This is a genomic window from Hymenobacter puniceus, assembly GCF_014333525.1.
Taxonomy (GTDB): domain Bacteria; phylum Bacteroidota; class Bacteroidia; order Cytophagales; family Hymenobacteraceae; genus Hymenobacter.
The window spans coordinates 1-25,672 of the sequence record NZ_JACSCX010000016.1; the positions used below are offsets into that span (position 1 = coordinate 1).

Here is a 25,672-nt window from a genome sequence, read left to right on the forward strand (position 1 = left end):
CGGCCTCCCACACACGTGTGTGGGAGGCCGTTTTCGTTGCCGGCTAAGCCGCTGCCGGTGCCATAATTCAAACAAACCGGTGCCTGCTCCGGCGGGTGAGGTGGAAGTGCTTTATAGACTTTATTTCACTACTTCCACCGGAATCTGCACCCGCACGGGCCATTCCTGAAAATCCTTGCTGATGAGGCGTACTTCAAACATATAAGTGCCTGGTTCAGCTGGGGTTCGGAGGGCAATGGTTTGAGTCCAGGGCTGCCAGACGTCCACTTCCAGCGGCGACTCCACGAATGTGGCCGCAATGGGCCAGTTGGGGCCGCTGTAGAAGGCTGCGCGCACCAAAGTAGGATGGGGCGTCAGTAAGCCAGAGTGCAGTGGCTGCAACTGGTCCGGTACGCTGATTTTCACCTCAATAGCGTGCTGCTTGTTGGCTCGTAGCGGCTGCGGCCGCTCGGGTAGCTCTAGGCGTATTTGGGGCCGGGCCGCAATGTAGGCCTGCAGCGCACTGGCGTCGGCGGGCGGAGCCGTATTGAGCAGCCGGTAGCGGGTAAGGGGAAACCGGTAGTAGTTGCGTGGTAGCTCGGCTTGGTTGTAGTATTCTGAAGGTCCAAACATGGTAGCTGGCCGGGCATCAAGTTCCAGCAGCAGCGAAACAGCTTCCTGCTCGGCACGGATCGTTTGCGCTGAATCCGGTGAATAGCGGGCACTACGCAGCATGGTTTCGCCGGGCAAGGCCCACGACGGCCAGCCGGCCCGCAGGTGGTGCGGGTCTACGTTATCGGGATTGATAATGAACTTGCGCTCTGGCAATGCGTGCGTGTAGGTGAGCAGCCGCTGCATCCAGTGCTGATAGGCCACATAAGGCACCCGGCACTGCCAGATAACGCCCAGCCGGACCACCAGTACCACAGCCACTAGCACCATCGCCACCACGCGTCCCCGGCCCTGCCACTGCGCTTCCAGCGCTGGCAGCAGCTCCAGCGCAAACGGAACAGCCACGAACAGCGTGAGCGGCAAGTACATATTTTCGATGTAGGCCGGGTCCAGCGGATCAGGATACGCCACGTTGATCAGGAACGCGTAGCCGAGCACGGCCGCCCACACCAAGCCTAGCCGCAGCCAGGCAAACGTGTTCCGCTGCCACGTATAGAATCCGGTCAGCAGCGCCAGCAGCACTGGCAGCGCCAGAAAATTGCGGCTACACAGGTGCCAAAAGTTGTTGAAGCTTTCCAGGCTCAGGTAGTGCGGGAAATAAGCAACAAGATTGGGGACTAAGTTGATGCGGTTGGCCTCGTAGGGGTTGGCGGCACTCAGGTACACCCGCACCCCATATACAGCTACAGCCAGTGCCAGCATACCGTAATAAGGCCAGTCCCGGAACCGTTTGTTGAGCAGCCAGTCGTAGGCCCAGATAAACAGAAATGGCAGAAACGTGAGCGGGTGGCCCAGAATAAACACCGGAATTAGCGCCGCCAGCGCCAACGTAGAAAACCGCCAGGGCAAAGGCGTCTGGCGGGCCACGCCTCCGTAAAAGAGCAGCAGCACGGCCAGCGCCTGCGGAAACTCGGACTGCGCCCAGTAGAACGTGTGCGAAGCCAGCAGAAGGTACTGCAACGCCACTACCAGCGCTACGTGCTCGTTCTTAAACCAATAGGCGCAGGCCAGCAGCACGGCCGTGTAGAACAGCACAAACAGCAGTGAGTACAGGTGCAGCACCACATCAAGCGGCAAGCCGGCTTTCACGGCCAGTAGAGTAGGCAACTGCGTAACCAGGGCCACAAAGCGCTGATTCTGAATAAACAGGATGTTGTCTTTCAGATAATAGAACAGGTGGTACGCCAGGTCGGAATACGCCACCCGCTCCATGTACAGCTGCCAGGCAAAAACCAGCAAAACCAACATGGCGGCCACCGCCAGGCGCACCGGCCCACGCGTGGCGTAGCGTTTGGAAAGCATCATACGCAGCTGCGGCAAGCCCGCCGGGGGCCTGCGGTAAAAGGAAATGGATAGAAGTAGCTTCGGCTAGCCGGCTGCTGCCGGCTAGCCGAACAGGCCATACTTCACGATGCAGTAGATGGCCCGGAACCCGTCGCGCCAACCGATTTTCTTGCCCTCGGCGTAGGTACGGCCGTAGTAGCTGATGCCCACCTCATAGATGCGCACGTCCTTCACCCTGGATACTTTGGCCGTCACCTCGGGCTCGAAACCGAAGCGGTTCTCCTCCAGCTTCAGGCCCTGAATAATGTCGCGGCGGAACAGCTTGTAGCAGGTTTCCATGTCGGTCAGGTTTAGGTCCGTGAACATGTTCGACAGGAAGGTGAGCATCTTGTTGCCGATGCTGTGCCAGAAAAACAGGATGCGGTGCGGGTTGCCGCCCATGAAGCGCGAGCCAAACACCACATCGGCGAAGCCCTTCAGAATGGGCTTAAGCAGCACGTTGTATTCCTCGGGGTCGTACTCCAGGTCGGCGTCCTGAATGATGACGTAGTCGCCGGTAGCCTCACGGATGCCGGTGTGCAGCGCCGCGCCTTTGCCTTTATTCACGGGATGCTGCAGCAGCCGCAGGCCCATTTCGGGGTGCTGGGCCGCGTAGGCCTCAATGGCCTGCACCGAATTGTCGGTGGAGCAGTCATTCACCAGAATGATTTCCTTCTTTATGTCATTGACCAGCTTCAGCTCCCGCAGCAGATCCAGGATCTGATGGATGGTGCGGCCCTCGTTATAAACCGGAATGACGATAGAAAGCTTGTCGATGTGTACCAAAGGGCGAAGCGTAAGTAGCGGAGAGTAAGCAAAAGTAGGGTAAATGAGGTAATGGTGGAATGGCGGCAGCGCGAAGGTTTTGCTTTATTGCCAGCTTTCATTTACAGGCTACCCGTCCGGCCACCATCCACGGGCATATTGGTGCCATTGATGTAGCCGGCGGCAGCGGAGGCCAGAAACGCTACTGCCGCCGCCACTTCCTCGGCCTGCGCAAAGCGGCCGGCCGGAATCAGCTTCAGCATACCCGCTTCAATTTCCTCGGTAGTTTGGTTGGTCTGGCTGCTTTTCTTTTCGATGAGCGAGGTGTGGCGCTGGGTGAGCGTGGCACCGGGCAGCACGTTGTTCACGGTAATGCCGTGCGGGCCCAGCTCGTTGGCTAGCGTTTTGGCCCAACTGGCCACCGCCCCCCGGATGGTATTGCTCACGCCCAGCCCCGGCAGCGGCTGCTTCACCGAAGTGCTGATGATGTTGATGATGCGCCCGTGCCGCCGTGCCTGCATAGCCGGCACCACGGCCTGTGCCAGCAGGTGGTTGCACACCAGGTGTTGCTCGAAAGCGGCCCGAAACGCCTCCACCGGTGCGTCCAGGATTGGTCCGCCGGCCGGCCCGCCGGTGTTATTAACGAGGATGTGGAAGCCGTCGGGCTGTTGCTGCAGATACGTATGCACTGCCTGGCGCACCTGGTCGGGCTGCGCGAAATCGGCGACGAGGTAGTGGTGCTGCTGGCCATGGGGCGTGGGCAGGGCGGCGGCGGTTTCGCGCAGGCTGGCTTCGTTGCGGGCCAGCAGCACCACGGTGGCGCCGCGGCGGGCCAGCTCTTCGGCCACGGCCCGCCCAATACCTTGCGTGCTGCCGCCCACCAGGGCGCGTTGGGAAAGGAGGTCTGGATGCATAGAAAAAGCAGAAGGAAAGTAGAGCGCTAAAAATAGGCAAATGCTGCCGCGCCCGACTTTCCTTCTGCTAGCTGTTGCGCCGCCGCCGCAAAATGCCCCGGCCCGACCTCTGAGCTAGGGGAGCTGATTCACAGTGGTCATGTTGTTGCTGCCGATCTGGCTTACGCTGCTCGTGTTGCCGGTTCCCTGCGTAACCAGCGCGCGGTTGCCGTCGCCGAAGCTTTGGCCTATACGGTTCTCGTTATCAGCCCCCTGTAAGGTAACTGCGCGGTTATTGGAGCCAAACTCCTGACCTGTGTAGCTGAAGTTGCCGGTGCCCTGCACGGTGCGGGCGCTGTTGTTGGAGCCAAACTGCTGGCTTTGCGTAGCCATATTCGACCCGCTCTGCACAATAAGTGCTTCGCTGAAACTGCCCTGCTGGATCTGTTCTGCTTCGTTGTTGTTACCTACTTGGGTGATGCGCGCCTCATTTTGGGTAAAGCGCTGCACTTGTGTGGCCTTATCACCTAACGACTGGCTTATGGTTGCCAGGTTGCGGTTGCCGTTTTGTAGCTGGCTCGCCATATCCACGCCGCCCTGATCAACAAAAGCCTTATTCTGATTGCCATTCTGGCTTTGGGTGGACTGGTTGCCTCCAACTCCGGCTTGCAGAGCGTCGGCTAAGTTGTTATTGCCCGTCTGCGTTTGGCTGGCCATATTATTGGAGCGCACCTGCTGGATGATGGCCTCGTTGCGGTTGCCATCCTGCCGCTGGCCCGACTGGTTGTTTCTGCCGGGTCCTTGGTTGGCGGAAGCTAGATTATTGTTGCCCTGCTGCCACTGATAGGCTGCATTCGGACCGCCAAAGCTGATTTGGACAATTGATGCATCATTGCGGTTGCCATCTTGCCATTGTTCCGCCCGGTTGCCGTCACCATCAAGCGCGGTTTGCTGGATGGTGGCCGTATTGAGCGTGCCTTGCTGGGTCTGCTCCGCCCGGTTGCTGCCGACCAACCGGGAGCTGATTTCGGTTTGCTCAATGGTCGCCCGGTTCAAGTTGCCATCCTGTACTTGGGTTGCCCTGTTTTCATCGTTGAGTTGCGTGACAGAGGCCTCGTTGCCGGCTCCCTGCTGCTGCTGGGTGGCGGTGTTTTTATTGCCGGCCTGCCGCATAAATGCCTGGCTCTGGCTTCCGCGCTGCTCTACGAAACCACTGTTCTGGTTGCCGGTCTGCGCCACCACACTACCATTAGACTGGGCCATTGCTCCGGCTGTCAGTAAACTTAGGGCGAGCATCAGGATAAATTTTTTCATAGGTAATCTTTTAAGGAAGAGTGGGAAATGGATTGGAGTAGCAAGGTGCCGCCTGGCACCAAGTGCTGGTAAATGCAGTAGTGAAAGCCAGTGTGCGCCACTCAGGCACAGTAGCGGTGCTTTCAGGCAGATGCCGGAAGTAACCGAGCAATTCAGAACAGGACCGGCCATGCAGCCTGCGAGGAGTATTGTGGATGTCCGTGGCGCAACCCTCGCCTAGGCGGGCGGCTGAATAAAGCAGTAGCTGATTGTTTATTAAATAAAAGCTATAAACAATTATTTATAAATAAAAGATAATTTTTTATTATTATAATTTAATAAAAATGTACCACTGTTCCAGACTCACAGAGCGTAGCTGATGCAATTATTTAACGACAGGCAATGCATTTACGGTGGCTTGTTGTCGTAAGCGCCGCTTTCGCCAAGCCCCTGTTGTGTGCTGCTACTGCGCCAGGATGGCCATTCATGCAAGGTTTTGCGTAAGTTCAGCCGCGCTGCCCCGGCCGAGGTGGCCTACTCTCATTTCACTGCCTTTCCCTATGCCCGTTGCCCGTCCTTTTAACCTGCAGCATTGGATCAATGAACACCGCCACTTGCTGAAGCCTCCCGTGGGCAATCAGCAGGTGTTCAAAGACAACAAAGACTTCATTGTAATGGTGGTGGGCGGACCCAATGCCCGCAAAGACTACCACGTGGATGAAGGTGAGGAGCTGTTTCTGCAGATTGAAGGCGACATTGTGGTGAAGATCATCGAGGACGGCCAACCGGTGGATATCCACATCAAGGCCGGCGATATGTTTCTGCTGCCGCCAGGCGTGCCGCACTCACCGCGGCGGCCAGCGGGTTCGGTGGGAGTGGTGCTGGAGCGCTACCGCACGGCCGGCGAGCTGGACGGCTTTCAGTGGTACTGCGAAAACTGCGGCCACAAGCTCTACGAGGAGTACGCCGAAATCACGGATATCGTAAGCCAGCTGCCACCCATCATGAACCGGTTCTGGCTGGATGAGCACAAGCGCACCTGCCAGGTGTGTGGCACCGTAATGGCGCCTCCCGCGCCGGTAGTGGCCCCGGAGTAGATGCGGGCTACCAGTTACGTCCTGCTGCTGACGGGCGCCTTGCTAGCGCTGCTCATGTTTCAGAAGCGCCACTGGAAGCCGCTGGAGGTATTCGATACGGACCCCGGCGGCTACTACGTGTACCTGCCCTCGGCCTTCATCTACCACAACCTGGCCCGCGCCGATTCGCTGGAAATCCTGCACCGCACCTACAAGCCTGGCACCGACGTGAACATCGGACTGGTGCCGGTGCCGGAGCGGGGCGGCTTCATCACCAAGTACCCACTGGGCGTGGCCCTGGCCGATGTGCCGTGGTTTCTGGGCGCACACCTCTACGCCAACCTTTCGGCGGGCCGCTATGCCCCCGACGGTTTCTCACGGCCCTACCAGCAGATCATTATGGTGGCGGGGCTGGCGCACGCGCTGCTGGGGCTGTGGGTGCTGCGCAAGCTGCTGCGCCGCTACTTCCCGGCCGACGAGCCCACTGCCGCCTGGACGCTGGCTGCCATTGGGCTGGGCACCAATCTGTTCTGTTACGCCAGTCTGGAGGCGGCCATGGCACACGCGCCGCTGTTTCTGTGGCAGGCGTCGTTGCTGTACTGCACAGCGCGGTGGTATGAGAGCCGGCAGCCCCGGTTTCTGCTGGGTATTGGGCTGTTTCTGGGGCTGGCGGTGCTCACGCGCCCCACCGAAATTCTTTTCGGGCTGGTGCCGCTGCTGTGGGGCCTGACTTCCGGGGCTGAGCTGCGGGCCCGACCGGCGCTGTGGTGGCAGCACCGCGGCCCGCTGCTGGCAGCCGGACTGTTGTTTGGGCTGGTGGTGGGGCTGCAGCCGCTGTTCTGGCGCGTTACCACCGGGCATTGGCTGTTCTATTCCTACCGCAACGAGCACTTCGACTTCCTGCACCCGCACCTGTTGGATGGGCTGCTAAGCTTCCGTAAGGGCTGGCTGCTGTACACGCCGCTGGCCGGACTGGCGTTGCTGGGCGTGGCCACGGCGCTGCGGCGGCAGCTAGCCGCTGCCTGGCTGCCGGCCATGGCTACGGTGGTGGTGGTGGTGTACGTCACGTTCAGCTGGGAGCAGTGGTGGTACGGCGGTGGCTTCAGTGCCCGGCCGCTCATCAGCTTATATCCACTATTGGCGCTGGGGCTGGCCGCGCTGCTGGTGCGTGCCCGCGCCCACGGCCGCCCCGCCTATACGCTGCTGCGGACGCTGCTGGTGCTGGGCATCGTGCTGAATCTGTGGCAGACCCGGCAGTACGGCGCGGGCATTATAAGCTGGGATGGTACCACGGCGGCCACGTATTTCTCGCGTTTTTTCGATGTAAAGCTGTGAAGGGGAGTAGAGAGTACTTGGTATTGAGTAGCTAGCATTGGATGATAAACGCCAAGTGACATCCATTAACTCGATACCGGATACCCAATACTCCCTACCACGTACTCAATACTCCATACTCTCTCGTGCTGTCCGTCGATATCCATACCCACATTCTGCCGGAGCGCTGGCCCGATCTGCGCGAGCGGTACGGCTACGGCGGCTTCATTCGGCTGGAACACCACAAGCCCTGTTGCGCCCGCATGATGCAGGACGACAAGTTCTTTCGCGAAATCCAGGACAACTGCTGGGACCCCGAGGTGCGGCTGCGTGAGTACGACCAGTTTGGGGTGCAGGTGCAGGTGCTCAGCACCGTGCCCGTAATGTTCAGCTACTGGGCCCGCCCCCACGATGCCCTCGACCTCAGCCAGCTGCTCAACGACCACATTGCCGGCGTGGTGCAGCGTTACCCCAGCCGCTTTGTGGGGCTCGGCACCGTGCCGCTGCAGGCCCCCGACCTGGCCGTGCGGGAGCTGGAACGGTGCATGAAAATCGGGCTGGCCGGCATCCAGATCGGCTCGCACGTCAACGACTGGAACCTGGATGCGCCCGAACTATTCGAGGTGTTTCAGGCCGCCGAGGCCCTAGGCGCCTGCGTGTTTGTGCATCCCTGGGACATGATGGCCCAGCAGAAAATGCCCAAATACTGGCTGCCCTGGTTGGTGGGTATGCCCGCCGAAAGCACTCTGGCGCTTTGCTCCTTGGTGTTTGGCGGCGTGCTGGAGCGGCTGCCGAAGCTGCGGGTAGCTGTGGCGCACGGCGGCGGCACCTTCGCCAGCACTATCGGCCGCATCGAGCACGGCTTCAAGGTGCGCCCCGACCTGTGCGCCGTCGACAACCCTGTGAATCCGCGCGACTACCTGGGCCGCTTCTGGGTGGACTCGCTGGTGCACGATCCGCTGATGCTGGACTACCTGGTGAAGACCCTGGGGCCCGACAAAATCACGCTTGGCACCGACTACCCGTTTCCATTAGGTGAGCTGGTGCCAGGCGAGTTGATTGAGAGCATGCCATTCCCAGCCGAAATGAAAGCCCGCATGCTGGGTCAGAATGCCCTGGACTGGCTGGATTTGCCCGAAGCGCAGGTAGCCCAAATTCTGGCGGGCCGGTAGGCCGCGGGCGCCGTATCTTTGCCCCGATGACCTCCTTCGAACCCACCGCCGAATTCGCCGCCCAACTTGATGCGCAGGACCCGCTGCGCGACTTCCGTAATCAGTTTCACATTCCGCCCGGTCCCGATGGGCAGGAAAGCATCTACCTGTGCGGCAACTCGCTGGGGCTGCAGCCCAAGACTGCCCGCGCTGCTGCCGAGCAACAGTTTCAGAACTGGCAGGAGCTGGCTGTGGAAGGCCACTTTCGCGGCGACACACCCTGGATGACGTTTCATGAGCGGCTACAGACTGCTACCGCACATCTAGTAGGCGCTAAGCCTCTGGAAGTGGTGGTGATGAACAATCTCACCACCAACCTGCACCTGCTGCTGGTGTCGTTCTACCAGCCCACGGCCACGCGCTACAAAGTGCTCATGGAAGGCGGCGCCTTTCCCTCTGACCAATACGCCCTCGAAACGCAGGTGCAAATGCGCGGCTTCCAGCCCGACGATGCCATTGTTGAGCTGGTGCCGCGCCCCGGCGAGTACACGCTGCGCACCGAGGACATCATAGCCAAAATTGCCGAGCTGGGCGATTCGCTCTGCACCATCATCATGGGCGGCATCAATTACTACACCGGTCAGGTGTATGATATGGCGGCCATCACGCAAGCCGGGCACGCTGTGGGGGCCCGCGTTGGGTTCGATCTGGCCCACGCCGCCGGCAACATTCCGCTGCAGCTGCACGACTGGGACGTGGATTTTGCCTGCTGGTGCTCCTATAAGTACCTCAACTCGGGCCCCGGCGGTGTGTCGGGCGCGTTTGTGCACGAGCGGTTTGCCGACCAACCCGAGCTGCTGCGCCTGGCCGGCTGGTGGGGCTACGACGAGAAGGAGCGCTTCAAGATGAAAAAGGGCTTCCGGCCCATGCGGGGCGCGGCCGGCTGGCAGCTCTCCAACGGGGCCGTCCTCACGATGGCCGTGCACGAAGCCGCCCTGCAGGTGCACGAAGCCGCTGGCGGTATGGCCGCGCTACGCCGCAAAAGCGAGCAGCTCACGGCCTACCTGGAGTTCCTGATTCGGGGGCTGCAGCTGCCAACTGGTTATTTGGAAATCATTACGCCTCAGGACCCCGCCGCTCGCGGCTGCCAGCTGTCTATTCTGGTGCAGCAAGATGGCCGCCAGCTGTTCGACTACCTGATGAGCAAAGGCATCATCGGCGACTGGCGCGAGCCCAACGTTATTCGGCTGGCCCCGGTACCGCTCTACAATTCCTTCCAGGATGTGCAGCGCGTAGGTGCCGCCCTGGCGGAGTGGCGAGTAGCTGAGTAGTTAGTAGCGCGAACTTTGTAGTTCGCGTCCCTGCGCCGTTCGGATGGGTGCAACGGCGCGGAGGCGCGAACTACAAAGTTCACGCTACTAATTGCTCCATACTCAGTTACTCCCTTACTCAGCTACTCTCCCCCGTGTAACATTTCGGGCATCATTTCCCGGTGCGTGCTGTTCTGCGTAATACCACCGACCTTCGGTGGTTTCCTATTGACCCCAGTGCCATGTCTGAAGAGTACGCGGAGAAAATGCCCCGCAAAAACCTGTCTGAGCTGCTCCTGTACGTGCGTAACCGCACGGAGTATCGGGAAGATGCTGTGCTGGCGGCTCTCGACGAGCTGGACCGGCGCGGTATGCCTGAGCCCGAGGCCGTAGAAATTCGCGCCGAGTATGGCCCCATTGTAGCGCAGCAGCAAAAAGAAAAGATAACCCGCGAAGCTACGGCCGCTCCGGTGCCTTTGCCCGGCAATCGGGCAACCGGGGCCGTCGAGGCAGATGTTGATGCGGAAGAGCCGGCCCTCTATTCGCCGGGCACCATTGTGCTGTTTTCCTTGCTGCCTATGTCAATGATGATGATAGGCGGCGGTGTGCTGATGGCCATAAACCTGTTTCGGCTGGGCCGCAAGCGGGCTGTGGTAGGCTTGCTGCTGTTTATGGTAGTGTATCTGCTGGTGATGTCCAACATTATGGCCTGGGCCATGCTGCAGGGCCTGAACCCGTACCTGGCCATCGTGCTGTTCAACGTGCCGGCCGTGCTGGCCTACCTGCTTTGGTTCTGGCCCCGCTACGTGCAAAAGTCAGCGTACCGCAGCCGCAGCCTGATTCCACCTATGCTCGTCTGCTTTGCTTTGATGTGGGGCCTGCAGTTGCTGCTGCCATACCTGCTCAAGCACCAGCCGCAAGACGTGAAGCAGCAGGTAGAGCAGATTATGAACCGTCAGTAGCCCCCGGTTAGCCGTGCTGCTGCCGCTGTCTTTGCCCGATGCCGACGTATGGCTGGATGAAAGCTTCCTGCCCGCAGACGTGGCCGACGCCCTGCTCCGGGAGCTGACCGACACCATTGCCTGGCGGCATGAGCCCATCAAGATGTTCGGGAAGGAAGTGCTGCAGCCCCGCCTCACAGCCTGGCACGGCGACCCCACGGCCCGCTACCGCTACTCCGGCCTCGCGCTGGAGCCCCAGCCCTGGACGCCCGCGCTGCAGAAGCTGCGCCAGCAGCTGGAAACCGCCAGCGGCGCCCGTTTCAACAGCGTCCTGCTCAACCTCTACCGCTCCGGCCAAGACAGCATGGGCTGGCACGCCGACAACGAGCCCGAGCTGGGCCCCGCGCCCGTCATTGCCTCGCTCAGCCTCGGCAGCACCCGCCGCTTTCGCCTGCGCCCCCGCGACCCGGCCCGCACGCTCCACGCCCCCGTGTCGCTGGACTTGCCCGGCGGCAGTCTGCTGCTGATGCGCGGCGCCACCCAGCAGCACTGGCTGCACGCCGTGCCCAAAACCGCCCGCTTCGCCGGCCCCCGCCTCAACCTCACGTTTCGCCAGATTGTGGGCGGGTAAGTGCTCAAGTCAATACCAATCAAAACGGCCGCCTTCCATTTGGAAGCCGGCCGTTTTGGTGATTACCTTAAGCGTTACTGAGCGCTATTTCAGCTCAAATAGCAGGCCCGCGTAGGCGAGGCGGCCGATGCCGGGGCCGCCGTACACCTGCACGTTCTGGCTGTTAAGCAGGTTGGACGCGCCTAGTTGCAGCGTGGCGCCCAGCTTCGGCAGCGTGTAGCCCAGGTAGGCATCCAGCGTGCTGTAGTCAGAGATGGTGCCGGTGGCGAAGGGCATTTCCTGCAGGTGGCCCTGGGTCCAGCGGTAGTTGAGGTTGTAGCTCAGGTGCTGGCCCAGCAGGCCCTCGGCGCCCACGTTGTACTTGTGCTTGGGGGCGTTGAAGAACGTGGCAAAACCGGCCGGAATGTCTTTGCGGTCCAGTACGTTCAGGCTGTAATTGGCCGAGACGTGCACGGCGCGGGTGGCGTAGTAGGTCAAACCCACGGCGCCGCCCTGGGTGTTCACTCGGTCGTTGTTGTAGTAGGTGTAGATCAGGCGCGTAGGCTGGCCGGGGCCGAAGTTAGTGCTTTGGGCCGTAGCCAGTTGGGCCTGGGTGGGGCGGCTGCCATCGGTGTTGCCGATGAAGGTGGTGCCCCCGATGAAGTTGCGGTAGCGGCTGTAGAAGTAGTTCACGTCGAGGTAGAGCTTAGGCACCAGAATGCCTTTGTAGCCCACTTCGGCCGTGTGTACGCGCTCCAGCTGCAGGCGGCCCAGGCTCAGCTCAAACGTGCTGAGTGGCGCCGTGCCGAAGGGCTGGCCCGCCGCGTTGGTGCGGCTGTAACCCTGGTAGCCGTTGCCGATGTTGCCCTGGATGCGGCCAAACCCGATTTCGGTGGCCGAGAACTGCTCCAGCTGCGAGGGGCTGCGGAAGGCACGGCCGTAGCTCGCCCGGAAGTTGTGCTGCTTGTCGGTGCCCACCGAGTATACAGCCGAGGCCCGTGGCGAGAAGGCCGGCTTGAAGTTGCGGAACTCATCCACGCGGCCAGCCACGGCCAGCTTCAGCCGGTCTTCCAGCAGCAGCTGCGAAAGCTGGGCGTAGCCGCCGTACTCGTAGTTGCGCAGGCGCTGGCCGTTGGCATCCGAGAAAATCCGGCCATCGGAGCCCAGGCGGTACTCGCGGTAAGCGCCGCCCACCACCAGATCGGTGGCGTCGCCAAACTTGAACTGGTACTGGCCGCTCACGTCGTTCAGAAACGAGTTCAGCGTGTTGCGGGCGCCCTGCGTATTGTCAGGGTTGTCGATGATGCGCTGGCGTAGCTGGCCGAACCGTGGGTCGGCACTTTTTAGCTGGGTGGCATCAGCCGAGGCTTTGGCCGTGGCCTGTGCCGTGGCGGCGTCTTGGCCGGCGGCCCGGGCCATTTTGTAGGCGTTGTTGTACACGGCCAGGTACTGCTGGTAGTAGCTGGTGTTGCCGCCTTCCGCCGTGGGCGAGAGCTGCAGGTAGGCGCCCAGCAAATTCAGCTCGTAGGTCTGGCCGCTGAAGTCTTCTGAGGAATACGCCCGCAGGAAGCCGCGCGAGCCCTTCAGCTCCACCTTGTACTGGTTCAGGCCCAGGTCTTTGATGCGGAAGCGGCTCAGGTTCTGGTACGTGGACGTGCCCACGGCGCGCTTGGCATCCACGGTCAGCTTCAGGTCGTCGCGCAGTAGGTAGCCTACGCTGCCCTGCAGCCGGTAAGAGCGGGTTTTGTTGTCCTGGGCCACGGTTTCTTCTTCCGTGAAGCCGGGCATGTACACCGTTTTGCCGTACAGCTCGGCGCTGGTGCCGCCGGGCAGCTGCTGCTGCGGATTATAGGTGTAGCTCAGGTCGCCGTAGCGGTTCAGGGCCTCGTAGCCTAGTGGTGAGCCAGCCGGATTCACCGAGCCGCGGGTGGCGTCGAAGTTGCTGGCCACCCAGTCGTTGGCGGTCAGGTAGCTGCCGTTTACCTTGAAGGCCAGCTTGCGGCCAATACGCTGGGCGTAGCGCAGCTGCCCATCGAGCAGGTTGCGCTGGCCGCCACGGATGCGCGCCGTCAGGCCATCGTACACGAACGGGTCTTTGGAGTTGAACAGCACCACACCGTTGAAGGCGTTGGCGCCGTACAGCGCCGACGACGGGCCGTGCACCACCTCAATGCTTTCCATGTCCAGCTCCGGAATGCCCACCAGGTTGCCGGGGCTCAGGTTGAGGCTCGGCAGTTGCCCGTCGGCGTAGTCATACAGCTGAATTACGCGCTCCGACTTGGCCGTGTTGAAGCCGCGCGTGCTGATGGACGTGAACAGCATGGAAGCCGAATTCACGTCGATGCCCTTGAACTGGCCCAAACCGGCCAGCACTTCCGGCGTCGAAATCCGCTCGATCTGGCGGGCCGTAATCTTTTCCACCGTCACTGGCGCGCGCATCACCTGCTCTTCCACCCGGGAGGCCGATACTACGGTTTCGTTCAGCTGGGTTGGGCTGGGTGCGAGGCCGATGTTGAGGGTGTTATCGGGGCGCTTCACCTCAATTTCGCGCGTCTCGAAGCCCACGTAGGAGAAGACCAGCGTCGCGGGGCCATTGGTGAAGTCTACGGCCAACGCAAACTGGCCCTGGCTGTCGGTGCTGGTGCCGATAAAGGTGCCTTTAATGAACACCGTGGCGCCGGGCAGGCCCTGGCCGTCGTCGTCGAGCACAGCGCCGCTCACGCTTTTAATCGGAGCATCCGGTGTGCTTTTTAATAGAGAAGTGGTGCGGGTAGCTTTGCGAGGCTGCTTGTCGCCGGTGGCGGCTGCAGTAGCGGCCTGAGACTGTTGGAGGAGCAATGCCGCCAGCAAAGGCGGGTAAACATGTTTCATTGGAGCAATAGGTAGTGAGGTAGGTGCAGAAAGGTCAAACCTAAGCCTGAAACGCAGGGCCATGTAGCACTTTTCGATGAACAGTGTATATACAGGGGCCGAATAAATGAAAATAGCGCCCAATTGTATTCCCGAATCGGGAATAGCGGGTTTGCATGAAAATCACTACCAAGTGCTTTACGCATTACTGGAGAATGAAAAACGCCGCCTTGGTCCCGATTTGGGACCAAGGCGGCGTTTTCCGCAGTGCAGCAGTGAATTGTTATTTAATGTCTACCTGCAAACCCACGAATACCAGACGGCCGATGTTCGGACCGCCATATACCTGAGTGTTAGTGGCATCCAGTAGATTAGATCCGCCGGCTTGCACAGTTGTGAAGAACTGCGGAATGGCATAGCCAACGTACGCATCCACGGAGCTGTAGTCGGCTAGCTCGCCCACGGCAAACGGCAGCTCGTAGAGGTGCCCCTGGGCCCAGCGGTAGTTCAGGGCATAGCTCAGGCGGCTGTTCACGAGGCCGTTGGCGCCTACGTTGTATTTGTGCTTGGGTGTGTTGAAGAACGACTGGAAGTTGTCGGGCAGGTTGCTCTTGTCCAGCACGTTCAGCGAGTAGTTGGCTGTCAGGGTCAGAGGCTGCGCTACGCTGTAGCTGGCACCCAGGGCGGCACCGTGGGTGCGCACCTCCTGGCGAGCGTTGGTCCAAACCTGCAGAATGCGGGTGGGAGAGGTTGCTCCCTGGAAGGGCTGGGGCGTCTGCAGGGCTGTGGCTAGCTGGGCCGGCGTCGGGCGGCTGCCGTCGCGGTTGCCCACGAAGCGCTGAGCCCCGATGAAGTCGTTGTAGTAGCTCTGGTAGTAGTTTACGTCCAGGGCCAGCTTCTCACCCAGCGTGCCTTTGTAGCCGGCTTCGTAGGTGCTTAGGCGCTCCAGCTTCAGGGCGGCGGCGCTATACTCGAAGGGTGTCAGTACGGCCGGGTTGCTTTGGGCCGCCACAATGGTAGCCTGGTTGGCAGCAGCCGTAGTGTAGCCCTGGAAGCCGTTGTCGACGTTGCCTAGAATCAGCACCTGGCCTACATCGAGGCGGATGTACTGGTCGAGTTGGGTGGGCGAGCGGAAGGCGCGGCTATAGGAGGCCCGGAAGTTGTGCTGCTTGCTGGCGCCGGCCGAGTATACCACCGAGGCACGGGGCGAGAAAGCAGCATCGAAGTTCTTAAACGCATCCACGCGGCCGGCCACGGCCAGCTTCAGGCGCTCATCCAGCAGCTTCTGCGTGAGTTGCGCATAGCCGCCTAATTCGTTGTTCTGGATGCGGGCATTGTCATCGGCAAACAGGTTGCCGTTGGAGCCCAACCGGAACTTGCGGTAGGCGCCGCCCACAATCAGGTCGGTGTTTTCGGCCAGCGGCAGGTTGTACTGGGCGTTGCCTTCGTTCAGCAGCGAGCTGGGGTTGAGGCGGGCGCCGCGGCCCGGCGTAGCGTCGCTGATGATCTGGCTGCGCAACTGCTGGAAACGGGCACCGTTGGGGTCGAGCTGGGTGGCGTTAGCCTGCGTCTGGGCCAGGGCCTGGGCCTGCTCCGGCGTAGCGCCGGCATTGCGCGCCTGCTTGTAGGCCCCGTTATAAGTGCCAAAATACACGTCGGCGTTGCGGGTTGTGCTGCCATCGGCTACGGGAGCCGCCTGCAGAAACGACCCCAGGAAGTTCATGTCGTAGGAATTGCCGCCGAAGTCCTGCACCGACTGCCCGCGCACAAACCAGCGGGCACTCTTGATTTCCCCGTGAAACTGGTTGGTACCGAAGTCCTTGAACCGGTAGCGGCTGCTGCTTTGGTAGGAAGCCGTGCCCCGGCTGTAGTTGAAGCCTGCTGTCAGCTTGATGCTGCTGGTCAGCAGGTACGAAAGCGTTGGGTGCACCTTCAACGACTTGGCTTTGTTGTCGTCGCCAATCAGGGTCTGCTCGGTGAAGCCCGGCATAAACACCGTTTTGCCGACGAGTTCCGGCGACACCCCGCCCGGCAAGGGCTGGTTGGCCGTAAACGTGTTGCGTACGTCGCCGTAGCGGTTCACGGCATCGTAGCCCAGCGTGGAGTTTTCCGGGTTGTTGCGAGCCTCAATAACTGTGCTGGTTGCCGAGTAGTTGCTCGCCAGCCAGTCGTCGGCTGTCAGATAAGAGCCTACAATCTTGAAGGCGAACTTTTCGCCCAGCTTCTGGGCATAGCGCAGCTGTCCTTCCAGCAGGCTGCGCTGGCCGCCCCGCAGGCGCACGCTCAGGCCCTCGGTCACGAAGGGGTCCTTGGAGTTGAGCAGCAATACACCGTTGAAGGCATTGGCACCATACAGCGCCGAAGCCGGCCCGTGAATGATTTCAATGCTTTCCACATCCAGCTCGGGCAAGCCGGTCAGGTTGCCGGCATTCACGTTCAGGCTCGGCGACTGAGTGTCGAAGTAGTCGGTGAGCTGAATCAGGCGCTCAGACTTGGCCGAATTGAAGCCACGCGTGCTGAGCGAGTTCATCAGCAGGCTGCTGCTGTTCACATCAATGCCTTTGTACTGGCTCAGGCCTACTTGCAGGTCGGCCGTTGGGATGCGCTCCACCTGCTGGGTGTTGAGCTTTTCCACCGTTACGGGGGCCTGCAGAATGCCTTCCTGAACCCGGGAGGCCGAGGCAATTACTTCGCTGGTAAGCGTAGAGTTGATTTTGAGCGTCACCTGCACCGCATTATCAGGCTGGGGCAATGATACCTCACGCGTCTCGTAGCCCACAAACGACACCGACAGCACTACGGGCGGCTCCGAGAAGTCGGCTCGTAGCTGAAACCGGCCTTCGCGGTCGGTGCTGCTACCAATAAATGTGCCTTTCACAAAAACTGTCGCGCCCGGTAATGGCTCACCGGAATCAGTCTGTACAATTCCGCTCACAGTTACTGAGGCATCCTGCGCAAGCAGCGGAGCGGCTTGCAACAACATAAACAGCAAAGTGAGAAGTAGATAGTAATTTTTCTTCATAAGGAGATTAGTGTGCAACAGAAGTGTTTTCAGGAAAAAAGAAAAAGAAACATTCTGCAAAATTATAGGTGTTAAGCATAACTAAAAACAGGGCAATCATTTGAAAACCACAACTTTATTAGTAAGCACTTAATTGTACTTAATTAATATTAAACATGTTTGATTTACACTCATTGCGGTCAGCAGCAGCCTGGCAGGGTTCAGGCTTGCCGAAACAGGCTTCAGAATGCAATAAAAAAAGATTGTATCAACAGTAATTCCACAGACAATTAGCACTAATAGCGGATATCGGGGTGGCCATATAGTTCCGCGCACGGCCCTTCTCCCACAGTATAGCCACCTACACATAGCGAAGATGTAGGAAGTGGAGCCGTAGCTTCGGTGGCAGGCAGCGAGGCAGATTGCACTTCTGCAGCAACCGAAGGCGTTGGAGGCGCAGAAAGGCTAGCCTGAGCCGAGGGGCTGGCAATTCGGTTAGCGGGCAGCACTAGCAAGCTGGGAAAAAAGGCGGAGGAGAAGCATGTCATGATTTCATTTTAATTATACTTTTTAAATCTATAGTTCAAATTTACTGCGTCCGCGACGTGCAGTTTCCGCTTTACGCTGAAGCAAGCCTGAATCCGGTCGAACCAGGTTGCTTTTCAGATAAAGCCTGTTGGTGTCCAACGCAGAATCCGGCCGTAACCCGTAGCTTCGTTTTTGTTACTCCACCTGGTTTCGCCCTATGTCTGCTTCCGCTTCTCCACTTCCTGCTGTTGCTGAGTCGTTAACCCTGATGGGCTCTGGGCTGGTAGGTTCGTTGCTGGCACTGTACCTGGCGCGGCGCGGCCACAGTGTGCAAGTGCTGGAGCGGCGGCCCGATCCTCGGCTGGCCGGTCCGCTGGAAGGACGTTCCATCAACCTGGCCCTCTCTGACCGGGGCTGGCGGGCGCTGGAAGGCGTGGGTATTGGCGAGCAGGTGCGGCAGGTGGCCATCCCGATGTACCGGCGCGTGATGCATGACGTGCGCGGCCAGCTTACGTACCAGCCCTACGGCCACGACCAGCAGGCTATCTATTCGGTTTCGCGGGCTGGCCTGAACCGGGCGCTGCTGGATCTGGCCGAGGCTGAACCGGGCGTAACGGTGCGTTTCAACCAGCAATGCCTGCACGTAGACTTGCGCGACCAGCAGCTGCACCTGCGCGACACCACCACCAACCAGGAGTACGTGCAGCCCTACCAGCGCCTGTTTGGTACTGACGGAGCCTATTCGGCGGTGCGCGGAGCCCTGCAGAAAACCGACCGCTACAACTACTCACAGAGCTACCTCGACTACGGCTATAAGGAGTTGAATATTGCGCCCGGCCCTGATGGGGGCTGGCAGCTAGAGAAAAATGCGCTGCATATCTGGCCGCGCGGCCAATACATGATGATTGCGCTGCCCAACCTGGATGGCTCCTTCACCTGCACGCTGTTCTTCCCCTACGAAGGTCCGTACTCTTTCGCCACGCTACAGACGCCAACACAGGTGGAGGCGTTTTTTGGGGAGGTGTTTGCCGATGCACTGCCTCTAATGCCGGAACTCACCGACGACTTTTTCCAGAACCCCACCGGCTCGCTCGTGACGGTGCGCTGCTACCCCTGGTCGTATCAGGATGAGGCGGTATTGATTGGGGATGCGGCGCACGCCATTGTGCCGTTTTATGGGCAGGGCATGAATGCGGGTTTCGAGGACTGCCGCGTGCTCAGTGAACTGCTCGACCAATATGGCGCAGATTGGCACACCGTGTTTCGGCAGTTTCAGGAGCAGCGCAAGCCCAATGCCGACGCCATGGCTGACCTGGCTATTTATAATTTCGAGGAAATGCGCGACCGGGTAGCCGACCCGCGGTTTTTGCTGCAAAAGAAAATTGAGAGCAAAATATCAGCGCAATACCCCGACCACTGGCTGCCACTCTACTCCCAGGTTACCTTTTCGCCTGATACGCCATACGCTGAGGCGCTGGCCAACGGGCAGCGGCAGGAGCGTATTATGCAGCAACTGATGCCGCACATTCAGCAGGAAAGCGACTACGACTTGCCGGAAGTACAGAAACTGGTGCGCCAGCAGATGCAGCAGATGGGCTCCATAGCATAGCAAGTGTACAGTATCGGGCAAGCAGTTTGCTGTAGAATGCTGTGTTATAACCTGGGCTAAGATTGCTTAATATGCAGCCAGATCTGGCATCCGTACGGGCGCTATCGGGGCAGACCGCTGCACCAGTGAGGCGCGGGCTGAACGGGCGGCGCGCATGGTAGCCGGTGCCACCGGACCCACCAGCTCCAGAAGCAACACACCTACCAGAAAAAGGGGGAAAGCAGCCAAGGCGAGTGAACGGAGCAGGGACATAGCGAAGAGATTGATGTATAGCCTTTATACTATCAGTACTCAGCCCTGGATCTGCTCTGCTATCCTCTATTGGCTGAACTTCCGTTTCAGGCAGGTGGACTCATCACTTAACCCGACGAACGGAATACTGCTTAGCCTAGCCCCAGCCCGGCCGCCAGCACCAGCGCCGCACCCAGCCCCAACCCGGCCCATAGCTGCGCGGGCGTATGGGCCTGCAGCCGTAGCCGTGCCCAGAAAACCGCGGCCGCGGCCAGCCCGGCGGCCGCCAGCCACCCGGCCGCGCGCCCATCGGTGGGGTAGGGGCGCCCCAATAATAGCGCCAGCAGCCCTACGGCCCCGCCCAGTCCCACGCCGTGCGCCGAAATCTTCCACCAGAACGTGACCAGCAGCGTCAGAAGCACGGCAGCCGTGATGCCGCCCAGCACCAGTGTCAGCAGCGGGGCGCGGTAGGCCGGAGCCCACACCGTAAGGGTTGTGGCGGCGGCAAAGGCCATGGCGGCCAGCAGTAGCGGCAACGGGCGCTGCCGCCGCTCATACAGCTCCACGGAACTCACCCGCCCACTGCGCACCAACAACCACACCGCCAGACCCGGCAGCCAGAACGTGAGGCCCCAAACCAGCAGCAGTACCTGCCAGCGCGCATCGGCATTTAGTGGCAGCAGCGCCGCCGGAAACCCATACGCCAGCACGGCAACGAGGTAGCTGGGAACGAGTAGCGGATGCAGAACGGCCGATAGGAGCGTGGCTAGTGTGCGGGTCAAGAAGCGGAGTGAAGAGGGAAGGGAAGCGGAAAAGAACGTCCTGCAGAGGCGCAGCTGAAACATCTCATCAGTATAGTAGAATCTACTCTAGCGAGATGCTTCGGCTGCGCCTCTGCAGGACGTTCATAATGTAGCTGGAGCCTACTACAGTTCCTTGCGCAGGCGCGCCACCGGAATGTTGAGCTGCTCTCGGTACTTGGCCACCGTGCGGCGGGCAATGTTGTAGCCGCGGGCATTCAGCATTTTTTCCAGCTTGTCGTCGCTCAACGGCCGGTCCTTCTTCTCCCCCTCAATGATTTCCTTGAGGATGTGCTTCACCTCGCGCGAGCTGGCATCCTCACCGGAGTCGGTGGCAATGCCTTCGGAGAAGAAGTACTTGAGCGGGTAAATGCCGAACTCCGTCTGCACCGATTTCGAGTTGGCTACCCGGCTCACGGTGCTGATGTCCATGCTGATTTCCTGGGCTATATCCTTGAGAATCATCGGGCGTAGCTTGCTCTCGTCGCCTTCGGCGAAGAACTCACGCTGGTAGCGTACAATGGCGTCCATGGTGCGCAGCAGCGTATTCTGGCGCTGCCGGATGGCATCAATAAACCACTTGGCCGAGTCCAGCTTCTGCTTCACAAAGGTGACGGCCTCCTTGAGCTTCTTGTCCTTTTTGGCGCCTTTGTCGTAGGCCCGGAACATCTCCGTGTAGGCCGGGCTCACCCGCAGGTCGGGGGCGTTGCGCGAGTTGAGCGTGAGGTTGAAGCTGCCGTTGTCGTTGGTCAGGATGAAGTCGGGGATGATGTACTGCACCTTGCCCAGCCCTACCGGGCCGGTGCCGCCGGGCTTGGGGTTGAGCTTGAGAATCAGGGCAATGGCTTCCTTCAGCTCGTCGTCTTCCAGATCCAGGCGCTGCTGAATGCGGGGGTAGTGCTTCTTGGTGAATTCGTCGAACGTCTCGTTCAGAATCCGCTCGGCGTGCTCGGTGGCTTCGTCCTGCGGGCGGCGCTCTAGCTGCAGCAGCAGGCACTCCTGCAGGTCGCGGGCCCCGATGCCGGCCGGGTCGAAGCTTTGCACCACATGTAGCACGCTTTCCACTTCGGCCTCGGTAGCCTCAATGTTCTGGGCAAAGGCCAGGTCGTTGGCAATGGCCGACAGGTCGCGGCGGATGTAGCCGTCGCCATCAATTGAGCCGATAAGCTGGCGGCCAATGGCTTCCTGCTTGTCGTCGAGGTCGGCAAAGCCCAGCTGGTCGAGCAGTGAGTCAATCAGCGAGCCGCTGGTGTCGGCCAGGGGCATTTCCCGGTCGTCGTCGTCGTCGCCGGGGCCGTCGCCCTGCATTTTGTAGCCCGCTATTTCGTCGTCGTTGAGGTAGTCGCTCAGGTCGAGGTCGTCGGCGCTTTCCGACTCCTTCTGCTCCAGTGGCTCTTCTTTTACGGGCAGTTCTATCTCAGGCTGCTCCTCACTGATTTGGTCGAAGTCCTCCTCCAGCGTGTTATCGGGGTTGTCGAACTCGGCATCGGGGTCGTCGAAGTCGTCGGTTTCGTCGTCGCGCTCCTGGTCCTCGAAGTCGTCGTCGGCCTCGTCGCCTTCTTCCAGCGCCGGGTTGGCTTCCAGCTCCTCCTTGATGCGAGCTTCCAACTCCACCGTCGGAATTTGCAGCAGCTTAATGAATTGAATCTGTTGCGGGCTCAGCTTCTGCGAGAGAAGCTGCTTCATGTCCAGTCGTTGCATACTCTGAAAAGCGCGTACGCCCCGTTCAGATAGAAAACGGGGTGTGTTAGCCAAAGATAGGCCTTTCTGTACTTGAGTTTCAGGGAAAATGTTGGCCTGCGTCTGTCATCCTGAGTGGCGCGAAGGACCTTGTCACGTCAGCCAAAACCCCTTTGGATAGCATCCCAGGTGCAAGAAGGTCCTTCGCACTGTTCAGGATGACAGATATAAGGGTGCAAACGGGCTGACAAATCCTCTACCTTTGCCTACTTATCAATTTCCAACCTCCGAGAACCGACTACCTGATGTCCGACCTCCGAAAGACCAGCGTGCAGGACCTGCTCCGCAGCACCGACCTGGACCGCGAAGTGCTGGTGAAAGGCTGGGTGCGCACCCGCCGCGGCAACAAATATGTGCAGTTTATTGCCGTGAATGACGGCTCCGGCTTCAATTCCATCCAGGTGGTGGCCAACGCCGAGCAGTTTCCGGAGGAAAAGCTGAAGGCTGACGGCGTAGAAAACGGCGCCGCCATTGCCGTGCGCGGTCAGCTGGTAGCCTCGCAGGGCAAAGGCCAGACGGTGGAAATTCAGGCTACTGAAATTACGGTGTACGGCTCGGCCGATACCGCCGAATATCCGCTGCAGAAGAAAGGCCATACCCTGGAGTTTCTGCGCGAAATTGCCCATTTGCGCCCCCGCACCAACACGTTTGGAGCGGTGCTGCGCATCCGGCACGCCATGGCGTTTGCGGTGCATCAGTACTTCAACGACCACGGCTACTTCTACGTCCACACGCCCATCATCACCGGTTCCGATGCTGAGGGTGCCGGCCAGATGTTCCGTGTAACCACGCTGCCCGAGCAAAACCCGCCGCTGGATGAGGCCGGCCACGTAGACTACAAGCAGGACTTCTTCGGCAAGGCCACCAACCTCACCGTATCGGGGCAGCTGGAAGGCGAGCTGGCGGCCATGGCCCTGGGCAAGATCTACACGTTCGGCCCCACGTTTCGCGCTGAAAACTCCAACACGGCCCGCCACTTGGCCGAGTTCTGGATGATTGAGCCCGAAGTGGCTTTCAACGACCTGCACGACAACATGGACCTGGCCGAGGACTTCCTCAAGAGCCTCGTGCGCTACGCCCTGGCCCATTGCCCCGATGATCTGCAGTTTCTCAACGACCAGTACGACAAGGAACTGCTGGCGCGGCTGCAGTTCGTGGTCGACAATGAGTTCAAGCGCCTCACCTACACCGAGGCCGTGGAAATCCTGAAGTCGGCCAAGCAGAAGTTTGAGTTTCCGGTGGACTGGGGCACCGACCTGCAGAGCGAGCATGAGCGCTACCTCGTGGAAAAGCACTTCAAGAAGCCGGTTATCCTGACCAACTACCCCAAGGATATCAAGGCCTTCTACATGAAGCTCGACGACGACGGCCGCACCGTGCGCGCCATGGACGTGCTGTTTCCCGGCATCGGCGAAATCATCGGTGGCTCGCAGCGCGAGGAAGACCTGCAGAAGCTGCGCACGCGCATGCAGGAAATGCACGTGCCCGAAGAGGACCTCTGGTGGTACCTCGACACGCGCCGCTACGGTAGCGCCCCGCACGCCGGCTTCGGCCTGGGCTTCGAGCGCCTCATCCTGTTCGTAACCGGTATGGCCAACATCCGCGACGTCATTCCTTTCCCCCGCTTCCCAAAATCGGCGGAGTTCTAAGAATCACAGATTGTCGCTGATTTCTGCGGATTGTACAGATTTTGTGGACGCTTCAACGGCCGCCTTACGAAAGTGGGGCGGCCGCTTGACTTTGGGGGTAGTAGGCGGCTAGCAATAATTCCGCAGCTCCTTGTCGTCCACGGCCAGCAGGTTGTCTAGGCGCAGCTCAAAGCCGTCGGCGAGGCGCAGGTATTCTACTTTGTCTTGGATGAACAAGTCCCGGATGATGCCGTGGTAGGTGCTGGGCGGCGTGTCGGGCTCGGTGCGGTAGGTGAGGGTGCAGGGCTGGGCGGTGGTGGCGCGGGCTTCCAATTCGTCGTAGAAGCTGCAGCTAATGGGTTTGTAGGCGGCGGACATGGCGGCGGTGAGGATGGTGGGAAGTCTGCATACGCAGCGGCCACTCAACCCGGTTGCGCTATTCCGCGCTGGCTAACAGCTCCTGCCCAGCTCTGCCGCCCCGGCTAGTGCGTCTCGTCGTAGATGGCTTCGGCTTTGTAGTGGATGGTTCGGGCGAAGTTTGGGTCGTTGGATATTTCTTCCCACGAAGCCTTCTTCTCCAATTCCTTAGCTATCTGATTAATGGCCTCTTCATCGGCGGCCGTGCGGGGGCGGTATAGGCGGTAGGCGCTGTTGATGAACCCGAAGCCCAGCTGGCCTAGGTTCTGCTCAGTACAGATGATGATGACGATGTCGCGCCCCTGCAACTCCTGCTTCAGGTCCAGGTCCTTTACAGTGTGGGAGCCGGGGGCTTTTTCCGGCCAGAACACGTACTCGTTGCCGGCCCAGTACCGGGCTTCGGGCGTAAACAGGCGTTGGTAATAGGGGTAGAAGTTGTAGAAGCTCTGCGCAAAACTGTCGCCGATAATCAGCGCATTAGCCTTTTGCTTGGCCGCACTATCTGGCGCGAACTGCACTTTCGGATACGCCATCGGGTAGGGCGGCACTTCCCACATGCGGTTGAGAATCTTTTGAATGTCATCGTCGGTGAACCGGATGGAGTCGGTGGTGGTGGCCACGCTGAAGCCGCGCGAGGCAAAGTCCGGCAGGTCCAGCTTCGTCAGATACTCCACTTGCCGGAACATGGTATCGGCTACCAGCGCCGTGGCGTAGCCGCTCCAGTGCGTGCCGCCGCGCGGAAACAGCGGGTACTTGGTGGTGTCCTGCCAGCGCAGCATCAGGGCGGCGGCATCGAGCACGTTTACGCCATACTTGCGAGTGGCTTGCGCTACAGCGTCGTAGTTGCTGGGCTTCACCGGGCGCTTGGCGTATTGCTCAGGCAACAGATGGGGCAGAATGCGGGCTTTGCCGGGCGCCATCACCAGCAAAAACTGCGTGCCATGCGCCCGCAGCGAATCCTGCACTGTCCGGAGCCAGCGCACCCGGTTGTCCATTTCCTCGGGCGCATATCCCAGGCCTTGATACACATCGATGCTGAGCGGCTGAAACAGCACGTCATCCTTGCCGGCCACTACTGTCGGAATAGTGGTCTGGTTGAACAGCGAGTATACCAGCTGATTGTGCAGGCGCAGCAGCCAGCTACGGAAGCCCAGCTGTTCCTCCAGATACGCCTCCAGCCGCGGCTGGTAGGTGTTGTTGCGCAGGTCCGCCCACGTGAAGTCGGGGTGCTTGTTCTCATCGAAGTAGCCGTCCAGCGGAGCCACCTTCACCCAGTGAAACTTGGCCTGGATGGCGGGGGCCAGCAGCAGGAGCAGCAGCAGGCCAAACAACACCCGCTTGGGCGTTTGCCCGGCAGCCTGCCCAGTTTTTCCAGAAGTCTGCCCGGCCGTCTGTTCGGCCGCTTGGTCGGCGGTAGTTCCGGCGGTATTTCTGGGAGCACGAAAGTCAGCCACGGCTTAGAAACGGAAATAAATGAACGGATTGAACGAGCTGCCCAGTAGCGCCCCTGCGCTCAGCACCAGCAGCACGGCCGTGGCCAC

The 25,672-nt window shown here is 60.1% G+C and carries 19 protein-coding genes; 8 read left to right on the top strand and 11 right to left on the bottom strand.

Going from position 1 to position 25,672, the window contains the following annotated elements:
• Positions 1-120: 120 nt before the first annotated feature.
• From H8B14_RS20745 to H8B14_RS20760, 4 genes are all read right to left on the bottom strand, one after another.
• On the bottom strand, positions 121-1,956 hold the full coding sequence (locus H8B14_RS20745; RefSeq protein ID WP_187317593.1) for a hypothetical protein: 1,836 nt from the start codon (positions 1,954-1,956) through the stop codon (positions 121-123).
• 81 nt (positions 1,957-2,037) lie between these two features.
• Positions 2,038-2,760, bottom strand: a complete 723-nt coding sequence (locus H8B14_RS20750) for a glycosyltransferase family 2 protein (protein WP_187317594.1) — start codon at positions 2,758-2,760, stop codon at positions 2,038-2,040.
• Positions 2,761-2,861: 101 nt separating this feature from the next.
• Positions 2,862-3,653, bottom strand: a complete 792-nt coding sequence (locus H8B14_RS20755) for an SDR family oxidoreductase (protein ID WP_187317595.1) — start codon at positions 3,651-3,653, stop codon at positions 2,862-2,864.
• Between the two features lie 114 nt (positions 3,654-3,767).
• Positions 3,768-4,946 carry a hypothetical protein gene (locus H8B14_RS20760; RefSeq protein ID WP_187317596.1) on the bottom strand — a complete coding sequence of 393 codons (1,179 nt, stop codon included), beginning with the start codon at positions 4,944-4,946 and terminating at the stop codon, positions 3,768-3,770.
• A 539-nt stretch (positions 4,947-5,485) separates the two neighbouring features.
• Here H8B14_RS20760 and H8B14_RS20765 point away from each other — a divergent pair.
• The 6 genes from H8B14_RS20765 to H8B14_RS20790 all read left to right on the top strand — a co-directional run bounded on the left by H8B14_RS20765 (position 5,486) and on the right by H8B14_RS20790 (position 11,348).
• Positions 5,486-6,022: a 3-hydroxyanthranilate 3,4-dioxygenase gene (locus H8B14_RS20765; protein ID WP_187317597.1), complete on the top strand. Its 537-nt coding sequence runs from the start codon at positions 5,486-5,488 to the stop codon at positions 6,020-6,022.
• Entirely contained in the window at positions 6,023-7,336 is a 1,314-nt protein-coding gene (locus H8B14_RS20770; protein ID WP_187317598.1) for a glycosyltransferase family 39 protein, read from the top strand.
• Between the two features lie 125 nt (positions 7,337-7,461).
• Positions 7,462-8,487 carry an amidohydrolase family protein gene (locus H8B14_RS20775; protein ID WP_315984856.1) on the top strand — a complete coding sequence of 342 codons (1,026 nt, stop codon included), beginning with the start codon at positions 7,462-7,464 and terminating at the stop codon, positions 8,485-8,487.
• 26 nt (positions 8,488-8,513) lie between these two features.
• Positions 8,514-9,797 (top strand): kynureninase, encoded by a 1,284-nt coding sequence (gene kynU, locus H8B14_RS20780; protein WP_187317599.1) that lies wholly within the window; start codon positions 8,514-8,516, stop codon positions 9,795-9,797.
• Positions 9,798-10,018: 221 nt separating this feature from the next.
• Positions 10,019-10,738: a hypothetical protein gene (locus H8B14_RS20785; RefSeq protein ID WP_187317600.1), complete on the top strand. Its 720-nt coding sequence runs from the start codon at positions 10,019-10,021 to the stop codon at positions 10,736-10,738.
• Between the two features lie 13 nt (positions 10,739-10,751).
• On the top strand, positions 10,752-11,348 hold the full coding sequence (locus H8B14_RS20790; RefSeq protein ID WP_187317601.1) for an alpha-ketoglutarate-dependent dioxygenase AlkB family protein: 597 nt from the start codon (positions 10,752-10,754) through the stop codon (positions 11,346-11,348).
• A gap of 84 nt (positions 11,349-11,432) precedes the next feature.
• On the opposite strand, the gene H8B14_RS20795 is transcribed toward H8B14_RS20790, so the two are convergent.
• Entirely contained in the window at positions 11,433-14,198 is a 2,766-nt protein-coding gene (locus H8B14_RS20795; protein ID WP_187317602.1) for a TonB-dependent receptor, read from the bottom strand.
• Positions 14,199-14,460: 262 nt separating this feature from the next.
• Positions 14,461-17,112 (bottom strand): TonB-dependent receptor, encoded by a 2,652-nt coding sequence (locus tag H8B14_RS20800; protein ID WP_187317603.1) that lies wholly within the window; start codon positions 17,110-17,112, stop codon positions 14,461-14,463.
• 811 nt (positions 17,113-17,923) lie between these two features.
• Here H8B14_RS20800 and H8B14_RS20805 point away from each other — a divergent pair.
• Positions 17,924-19,315, top strand: coding sequence for an FAD-dependent oxidoreductase (locus H8B14_RS20805; protein ID WP_187317604.1), 1,392 nt, complete (start codon positions 17,924-17,926; stop codon positions 19,313-19,315).
• Between the two features lie 66 nt (positions 19,316-19,381).
• Here H8B14_RS20805 and H8B14_RS20810 read toward each other — a convergent pair whose 3' ends face one another.
• From H8B14_RS20810 to rpoN, 3 genes are all read right to left on the bottom strand, one after another.
• Positions 19,382-19,567 (bottom strand): hypothetical protein, encoded by a 186-nt coding sequence (locus H8B14_RS20810; RefSeq protein ID WP_187317605.1) that lies wholly within the window; start codon positions 19,565-19,567, stop codon positions 19,382-19,384.
• Positions 19,568-19,698: 131 nt separating this feature from the next.
• Entirely contained in the window at positions 19,699-20,328 is a 630-nt protein-coding gene (locus H8B14_RS20815) for a hypothetical protein (RefSeq protein WP_187317606.1), read from the bottom strand.
• Positions 20,329-20,472: 144 nt separating this feature from the next.
• The gene (rpoN, locus tag H8B14_RS20820) at positions 20,473-22,047 is read right to left on the bottom strand and encodes an RNA polymerase factor sigma-54 (RefSeq protein WP_187317607.1); all 1,575 of its coding nucleotides are present in this window, start codon (positions 22,045-22,047) and stop codon (positions 20,473-20,475) included.
• Positions 22,048-22,331: 284 nt separating this feature from the next.
• Here rpoN and asnS point away from each other — a divergent pair, with 284 nt between their 5' ends.
• A complete protein-coding gene (gene asnS / locus H8B14_RS20825; RefSeq protein WP_187317608.1) occupies positions 22,332-23,735 on the top strand; it encodes an asparagine--tRNA ligase in 1,404 nt (467 codons plus the stop codon).
• Positions 23,736-23,843: 108 nt separating this feature from the next.
• Here the strand turns inward: asnS and H8B14_RS20830 are convergent, their stop codons facing one another.
• Together H8B14_RS20830 and H8B14_RS20835 are read right to left on the bottom strand one after the other, a co-directional pair.
• On the bottom strand, positions 23,844-24,092 hold the full coding sequence (locus H8B14_RS20830; RefSeq protein WP_187317609.1) for a hypothetical protein: 249 nt from the start codon (positions 24,090-24,092) through the stop codon (positions 23,844-23,846).
• A 104-nt stretch (positions 24,093-24,196) separates the two neighbouring features.
• Positions 24,197-25,585 (bottom strand): alginate O-acetyltransferase AlgX-related protein, encoded by a 1,389-nt coding sequence (locus tag H8B14_RS20835; RefSeq protein WP_187317610.1) that lies wholly within the window; start codon positions 25,583-25,585, stop codon positions 24,197-24,199.
• Between the last annotated feature and the right edge of the window lie 87 nt (positions 25,586-25,672).

Coding starts and splice junctions, on each gene's coding strand:
- kynU (WP_187317599.1), top strand. CDS start 8,514: ATGACCTCCTTCGAACCCACCGCCGAATTCGCCGCCCAACTTGATGCG.
- H8B14_RS20770 (WP_187317598.1), top strand. CDS start 6,023: ATGCGGGCTACCAGTTACGTCCTGCTGCTGACGGGCGCCTTGCTAGCG.
- H8B14_RS20755 (WP_187317595.1), bottom strand. CDS start 3,653: ATGCATCCAGACCTCCTTTCCCAACGCGCCCTGGTGGGCGGCAGCACG.
- H8B14_RS20760 (WP_187317596.1), bottom strand. CDS start 4,946: ATGAAAAAATTTATCCTGATGCTCGCCCTAAGTTTACTGACAGCCGGA.
- H8B14_RS20830 (WP_187317609.1), bottom strand. CDS start 24,092: ATGTCCGCCGCCTACAAACCCATTAGCTGCAGCTTCTACGACGAATTG.
- H8B14_RS20795 (WP_187317602.1), bottom strand. CDS start 14,198: ATGAAACATGTTTACCCGCCTTTGCTGGCGGCATTGCTCCTCCAACAG.
- rpoN (WP_187317607.1), bottom strand. CDS start 22,047: ATGCAACGACTGGACATGAAGCAGCTTCTCTCGCAGAAGCTGAGCCCG.
- H8B14_RS20785 (WP_187317600.1), top strand. CDS start 10,019: ATGTCTGAAGAGTACGCGGAGAAAATGCCCCGCAAAAACCTGTCTGAG.
- H8B14_RS20810 (WP_187317605.1), bottom strand. CDS start 19,567: ATGTCCCTGCTCCGTTCACTCGCCTTGGCTGCTTTCCCCCTTTTTCTG.
- asnS (WP_187317608.1), top strand. CDS start 22,332: ATGTCCGACCTCCGAAAGACCAGCGTGCAGGACCTGCTCCGCAGCACC.
- H8B14_RS20745 (WP_187317593.1), bottom strand. CDS start 1,956: ATGATGCTTTCCAAACGCTACGCCACGCGTGGGCCGGTGCGCCTGGCG.
- H8B14_RS20765 (WP_187317597.1), top strand. CDS start 5,486: ATGCCCGTTGCCCGTCCTTTTAACCTGCAGCATTGGATCAATGAACAC.
- H8B14_RS20805 (WP_187317604.1), top strand. CDS start 17,924: ATGTCTGCTTCCGCTTCTCCACTTCCTGCTGTTGCTGAGTCGTTAACC.